Raw genomic sequence first — 7,069 nt, forward strand, 5'->3', positions numbered from 1 at the left:
AATAAAGAATAAGTCTGAAATCATAAATCTGAAAAACCATAAAACAGATGAAGAAACAAATTGCCATACTTGGTTCTACCGGTTCTATCGGCACACAGGCACTACAGGTCATAGAGGAACATCCCGACCGGTACGAAGCATACGTCCTGACAGCCAACAACCGGGTGGAGGATTTGATTGCCCAGGCGCGCAAGTTCAAGCCTGAAGCGGTGGTAATAGCAAACGAAACGAAATATCAACAACTGAAAGAAGCACTTGCCGACTTGCCTATTAAGGTATATGCCGGTGAAGAGGCTTTATGCCAGATTGTAGCGGAAGCTCCTATCGACATGGTACTGACCGCCATGGTGGGCTATGCAGGACTAAAACCGACCATGAATGCCATCCGTGCACGCAAAGCAATAGCCCTTGCCAACAAGGAGACATTGGTCGTGGCAGGAGAACTTATCAACGAGTTGGCACGCTTCAATGGCACTCCCATTCTACCGGTAGATTCCGAACATTCCGCCGTATTCCAGTGTTTAGCCGGAGAGGTGGGCAATCCTATCGAAAAAGTGATACTGACCGCTTCCGGCGGTCCGTTCCGTACTTGTACGATGGAACAGCTCGCCACCGTAACCAAGGCACAGGCCCTGAAACATCCCAATTGGGATATGGGGGCCAAAATCACCATAGACTCCGCTTCCATGATGAACAAGGGATTTGAGGTGATTGAAGCAAAATGGTTGTTCGGTGTACGCCCCGACCAAATAGAGGTAGTGGTACATCCGCAATCCGTCATTCACTCAATGGTGCAGTTTGAGGACGGGGCAGTGAAAGCACAGCTGGGAATGCCGGATATGCGTCTGCCCATTCAGTACGCATTCTCTTATCCGGAACGTTTGAAAGCATCTTTCCCGCGACTGGACTTTAAGTTGTGTACGGACCTGACATTCGAACAACCGGATACGAAACGTTTCCGTAATCTGGCATTGGCATACGAAGCATTGCATTGTGCAGGAAACATGCCCTGTATCATCAATGCCGCCAATGAAGTGGTAGTAGCCGCTTTCTTACGCGATGAAATATCATTCCTTGGCATGAGCGATATCATTGAGAAAGTAATGACACGCGTGTCTTTCATACAGAAACCTGCTTATGAAGACTATGTGGCAACCGATGCGGAAGCCAGACGGATAGCGAAAGAACAAATCGCAGAATTTAGAGTTTCTGATTTTAGGATTACCTTTCTGCAAAACGATAATATAGCCACTTTGAAATCAGAAATCTAAAATCTGAAATATTGAAATCTTGAATTTTAAAAGCTCCAAATTCTAAAATCATAAATCTGAAATAATTATAATTCTGAAAAATGGAAACATTCTTAATCCGTGCCCTGCAACTTGTAATGAGCCTTTCATTGCTCGTCATCATCCACGAAGGAGGGCACTTCCTCTTCGCTCGCTTATTCAAGACGCGAGTAGAAAAGTTTTGTTTATTCTTCGACCCGTGGTTCACTCTATTCAAATTCAAGCCGAAAAACAGTGAGACGGAATATGGTATAGGCTGGCTACCTTTAGGCGGATATGTCAAAATAGCAGGTATGATAGATGAGTCTATGGATACCGAGCAAATGAAGCAGCCTGTACAACCGTGGGAATTCCGTGCCAAGCCGGCATGGCAACGTCTGTTAATCATGATAGGCGGTGTATTGTTCAACTTCCTGCTGGCATTGTTCATCTACTCCATGATACTCTTTACATGGGGAGACGAATATGTGCCTTTGCAGAAAGCCCCGTTGGGTATGGACTTCAACGAAACAGCCAAGTCCATCGGCTTCCGCAACGGTGATGTACTGTTATCTGCCGATGGCGTACCTTTAGAACGTTATGGCGGCGATATGCTGACAAGCATCGTCGATGCGCGTCAAGTCACCGTATTGCGCGACGGACAGGAAGCATCCGTATACATTCCCGAAGACATGATGGAACGCCTGCTTGTCGACAGTATGCGCTTCGCATCATTCCGCTACCCGTTTGTCATCGACAGCATTATTCCGGGACGTCCTGCCGCACTTGCCGGATTGCAACCGGGCGACAGCATCACACAGTTGGACGGGCGCAATATTGCCTACTTCGACTTCAGGGAAGAAATGCAGCGACGCCAACAGGCGGCAAACGACAGTACCAGCCGTTCTTTCACACTGACTTACATAAGAGCAGGTGTAACGGATACCGTAACATTGACAGCAGATTCTTTGCATCAAATCGGTATCGCCGCGTCCCTGCAAACAAATAAGTTGTTGCCTTTTGTCAAAAAAGAGTATAGTTTCTTCGCATCTATTCCCGCCGGAGTCACTTTGGGAGTAAACACCCTGAAAGGGTATGTCGGTCAGATGAAATACCTCTTTTCTAAAGAAGGTGCCAAACAACTCGGCGGCTTCGGAACAATCGGCAGTATCTTCCCTGCAACGTGGGACTGGTATCAGTTTTGGTATATGACCGCTTTCCTTTCCATCATCCTTGCCTTCATGAATATCCTACCCATTCCGGCACTGGACGGCGGACATGTCTTATTCCTTATATACGAGATTATAGCACGCCGTAAGCCCAGCGACAAGTTCATGGAGTATGCACAGATGACAGGTATGTTTTTACTGTTCGGTCTGCTGATTTGGGCAAACCTCAATGATATACTCCGGTTCTTCTTCTAATAACGGTATATAAAAAAGACGGAAACATGCCACAATACCGGTAGTCAATATCCTACGACTGCCCGGCGTTTTGGCATGTTTCCGTCTTTTTTATATATCAGCTTTCTGTATCCTTATACCAAATGCGCAATCCACTCTTCGCGGTCGCCCGGCAGAAGGTCGATAACCGGAATTTCCACCATTGTATAGCAACCCGGTTGCTGACGCATTGCGGCACGCGCCACGCACACCAGCACTTGTGCCGTCAGGGCAGGATTGTTGATACGCATATTGAACTCGAACAGTTGGTTCTGTGTCTTTCCTGAAACACCCTTACGGGTCAGGTTCACACCGTGACCCATATCCAGCAGCGCATCTACGCTCGGCACAAGCTTCACATGTGTCTCATCATTTACGAAATACGGGTCAGCCTTAATAGCGGCAGCCACCTTGTCAAACTCATAACCATCTTCCAGTTCGATGTAAACCATGCGGCGATGTATGCCCGTACCCGTAGGAATAGTCATTGAAAGAGCAGCCTTTACTCCTTCAACAGCCTTTACCGCCACCGTATGCCCCATGCTCATGCCCGGACCGAAATTAGTGTACGTAATGCCCTTCGGCGCAATGGCTTCCAACAGAGTACGTACCACGGAGTCGCTTCCCGGATCCCAACCGGCAGAAATGACAGATACGGCGTTATGAGTTTTCGCCTCGGCATCCAATGTACGGCGCAATGCCGGAATGCCGGTATGAATGTCGAAACTGTCTACCGTATGAATACCAAGCGCCAATATCTCTTTAGCATACTTCTCGACGCTACGCGTAGGCGTACAAAGAATAGCCACGTCCACATCTTCCAATTCCTTAATGTCTTTCACTACGGGATATTCACTCAACTCCGCAGGACGGTTCTCTGCCCCTGCACGGCGTACCACACCGGCAATCTCAAAATCGGAAGCTGCTTGCAACGCCTCAAGTACATAATGTCCGATATTGCCATAACCCACGATGGCTGCTCTTACTTTTTTCATCCTTTTATCGGTTTTAGTTATCAAATTTCTATTTTATGAGCACAAAAGTAAGCATTTTAATTTATATCTCAACACAAAAGAGTGCAAGTTTCACAGAGTTTTTCTTTTTTTAGAGAGTAAATGTCAATAATAATCCCTACATTCGCAGCAAAAGGAATAACAATCATTATGATAGAATACATTAAAGGTGAAATTGCCGAGCTGAGTCCGGCAAGCGCTACTATAGACTGTAACGGCATGGGATACGCCGTAAATATCTCCTTAAACACATACGCTGCCATACAAGGGAAAAAGAGTTGCAAACTGTATATCCATGAAGCTATCCGCGAGGATGCATATATTCTCTACGGTTTTGCAGACAAGCAAGAGCGTGAATTGTTCCTGTTGCTGATTTCCGTTTCGGGCATCGGCGGCAACACGGCACGCATGATTCTCTCAGCCTTGTCTCCTGCCGAACTGATAAATGTCATCAGCACAGAAAACGCCAACCTGCTGAAAACAGTGAAAGGTATCGGACTGAAAACAGCCCAACGCGTGATAGTCGATTTGAAAGACAAAATAAAGACCGGCGGAATGGCATCAGGAGCTGCCGACATTGCCGGCATCGCCTTTACAGCCCCCAATGCACAAGTACAGGAGGAAGCCGTGGCTGCCCTCACGATGCTGGGATTTGCACAAGCTGCTTCACAAAAAGTGGTAACGGCAATTTTAAAAGAAGACCCCGGCGCACCGGTAGAACAGGTTATCAAACTCGCCTTGAAAAGGCTGTAATCCCATAAACATCATCCATACACCAAGAATAAACAAGCCTTATGAAGCCAGTTCCCATTTACATGAAACAATGGTTGGATGCCAACAAACGCATACGTATGTTACCCGGCGACCGATGGTATCTTGCCTTTTCAACAAGGATGCTCCCGCTGATAAAGCAATCCCCGCTGTTCGAAGGAAACGACCGGATACAGAAAGACGCCGCAATCACACTCTGCATCTATTTTCAAGATGCCATTGCCCGGTCCGGCGGTTGGAAAACATTCTCCGAACGATACCATGCACTGTATCATACGTATCTCCCTTTCTACCGATTGACGGACAGCTACATCCCCGATGAAATCAATCCGGAAGACGTGGCATTTGTGTTATGGACACTGAAATCCCGCATCGCGCAGTACGAACCGGATGAATATACGTTGCAAGACCCGTTCGACAAAGATTTGCTGGCTTTATCCCAAGAAGTATACAGACTGATGGACGAAGCTTTTGAAGAAGCCCCTATCAATGAAGAGCCCTCTTTCCCGTCTTGGGTAATGGAACCGCATTGGCTGGAAATACCCTCAACTCCCCTGCCCGAAATCACTTCCGCAACCCGATTGAACAGGGATGTCGAGCGTTGTTTGGAATATAGCGGCGGCAAGTCTCTGCTATACTTTGCCAATTACAAAGAACTTTGCCAATTCTTTATTGAAGCCCTGAAGTGGGAAAACACGCCCGTTTCCCTGCTTCCCGACTTACAAAACAAAAAAGAGTTCGTCATATACGCCAACGCCAAAGGCATGCTGATAGCCCATAACGTAGCCGCCTACTTTAGCGAAGAGCATAACCCGATATACAATGCCGAACGTGCCGCATCCGAAGGCTATAAACTTTTCTGCTGTCCGGGAGCCTGCCCGTTCGATTTAATAAAATACGGCATGAACAAAGGCATATTGCCTGATGTACAGTTGCCATTCGCCAACGGCAAAGAAATATTACAGCAGAACTGGGACTTCATTGCCCGCTACTATTTATGTGAATATTATGAAGGGAAATAAAAACGTACAGCCACATCCCAACCGGAACAAAAAAGCCAAACCGACGGGAAAGAGAATCGGCAAGTCGAAACCTGCCAAAGCCAACAATCAATTGAATAGAAGGGTGAAGTGATTTTCAGATTTCTGATTTTAGATTTCAAAGTTTACATGCGGGATAATGATGCGGTATAATTCATAGATATAAAGAGGAACATTTACTGAACATTCCTATAAAAAAAGGCAACTAACTCGCAATGAATTAGTTGCCTTAAATTTTATTATTTTAGGGATATCTCTAAACAATCTCATATATAATTAACCGTGCCATTATCCCGCATGTAAACTTTGAAATCTAAAATCAGAAATCTAAAATCCCTAAATCTCCACAATCTCCTCTTCACCCAACGTCAGCTTCTCCAAACCGTCTGCCGTTACCACCCATGAGTTTTCAATGCCGACAGGGCCTATGCCCGGCAAAACAATCTTGGGCTCCAAAGCGAAGACCATGCCCGGTTCCAACTCCTGCTTCATGCGTGGAGCCAGCACAGGCATTTCATTGATTTCCAATCCAATACCATGACCTATAAACTTGGCTTTCTGCCCTACACCCATGAAGTAATCCTCAAAACCGGCTTTCGCCACTATCTCAAGAGCCTTATTGTACATATCCTCACAGACAGCGCCCGGTTTTGCCATTGCAGCAACTGCTTCCTGTATCTCCAAGCACGTCTGATGTGCAGCATACGCCCGTTCCGGCAACTTGCCGATAGAGAACACACGGCTCATATCACACATATAGCCGTAGAAGTTTCCACCCATATCCACCATAAAGCATTGTCCCGCCTGCAACAGAGTGCCGCTCACACCGCCGGGCAAGGACGGGTCAAGCCCCTTACCACCCAGTGCGAAATCATACGGAGAAGGCACAGCGGCATTATCTCCCGCCAAAAGGCTTCCCATGAAAATCTCCATGCTCTGCCCGAACACGCGGAAAATGCCCAGGCAACCTTCCAAACGCATCAACCGTTCTATTTCGATAGACAACTGACGGTCGGTCATTCCCGGACGATACACAGAAGCAATCTGTTCGTATGCCTTGGCGTGGGCAGCTCCCGAACGGCGGAAGATTTCAATTTCAATCGGGGTCTTTATGCTTCGCGCCTGACGAATCAGCGCAGTACCGCAAGGCACCACCTCCGCTTCGGGGAAGCAGGCAGCCAGGCGGCTGTACTCCGCAAAAGGCAATTCGTCACCTTCCAACATCAACTTGGCAGGCAGGGGAAGCCCGCACTCTTCCAGCAATCCGGCAATCTGTTCCGGTTTGCGGATGGCATGGACATGTTCGCCTCCAATGTCATTAGGACGTTTTATGAACAAACGCGCAGGAGCATGCAGCGGCAAATACAAATATCCGCTGACAACACGGCCATACGTATAGATTAAGTTTACATTACAAGCAATAAGAGCCGCATCAATACCCTGCTGAGCCATGAGCGCACGTATCTTATCACGTCTTATTTTCAATTCCGGTAGTAGCATCGCTTTCTTGTTTTATTGTTTACGTATACAAAGGT

General features: G+C 47.1%; 7 protein-coding genes. 5 read left to right on the plus strand and 2 right to left on the minus strand.

Annotated features, from left to right (window positions below; translation table 11 throughout):
• Positions 1–47: 47 nt before the first annotated feature.
• Positions 48–1,271 carry a 1-deoxy-D-xylulose-5-phosphate reductoisomerase gene (locus QZ327_RS10530; protein ID WP_294619095.1) on the plus strand — a complete coding sequence of 408 codons (1,224 nt, stop codon included), beginning with the start codon at positions 48–50 and terminating at the stop codon, positions 1,269–1,271.
• Positions 1,272–1,351: 80 nt separating this feature from the next.
• A complete protein-coding gene (gene rseP, locus QZ327_RS10535; RefSeq protein WP_294619097.1) occupies positions 1,352–2,692 on the plus strand; it encodes an RIP metalloprotease RseP in 1,341 nt (446 codons plus the stop codon).
• A 113-nt stretch (positions 2,693–2,805) separates the two neighbouring features.
• Here rseP and QZ327_RS10540 read toward each other — a convergent pair whose 3' ends face one another.
• On the minus strand, positions 2,806–3,705 hold the full coding sequence (locus QZ327_RS10540; RefSeq protein ID WP_294619099.1) for a diaminopimelate dehydrogenase: 900 nt from the start codon (positions 3,703–3,705) through the stop codon (positions 2,806–2,808).
• 168 nt (positions 3,706–3,873) lie between these two features.
• Between QZ327_RS10540 and ruvA the strand changes: the two genes are divergently transcribed.
• Genes ruvA through QZ327_RS10555 form a run of 3 tightly spaced genes read left to right on the plus strand, consistent with a single transcriptional unit; the run spans position 3,874 to position 5,628 of the window.
• Complete coding sequence (gene ruvA, locus QZ327_RS10545) at positions 3,874–4,476, plus strand: Holliday junction branch migration protein RuvA (RefSeq protein ID WP_294619101.1); 603 nt, start codon at positions 3,874–3,876, stop codon at positions 4,474–4,476.
• A 41-nt stretch (positions 4,477–4,517) separates the two neighbouring features.
• The gene (locus QZ327_RS10550; protein ID WP_294619103.1) at positions 4,518–5,516 is read left to right on the plus strand and encodes a DUF3843 family protein; all 999 of its coding nucleotides are present in this window, start codon (positions 4,518–4,520) and stop codon (positions 5,514–5,516) included.
• On the plus strand, positions 5,503–5,628 hold the full coding sequence (locus tag QZ327_RS10555) for a hypothetical protein (RefSeq protein WP_294619105.1): 126 nt from the start codon (positions 5,503–5,505) through the stop codon (positions 5,626–5,628). Before QZ327_RS10550 ends, QZ327_RS10555 begins: the two co-directional genes overlap by 14 nt.
• Positions 5,629–5,870: 242 nt before the next feature.
• Here QZ327_RS10555 and QZ327_RS10560 read toward each other — a convergent pair whose 3' ends face one another.
• On the minus strand, positions 5,871–7,034 hold the full coding sequence (locus tag QZ327_RS10560) for a Xaa-Pro peptidase family protein (RefSeq protein ID WP_294619107.1): 1,164 nt from the start codon (positions 7,032–7,034) through the stop codon (positions 5,871–5,873).
• Positions 7,035–7,069 lie beyond the last annotated feature (35 nt).

Origin of the sequence: uncultured Bacteroides sp. (assembly GCF_910578895.1) — a bacterium.
In the GTDB taxonomy this organism is placed as follows: Bacteria; Bacteroidota; Bacteroidia; order Bacteroidales; family Bacteroidaceae; genus Bacteroides.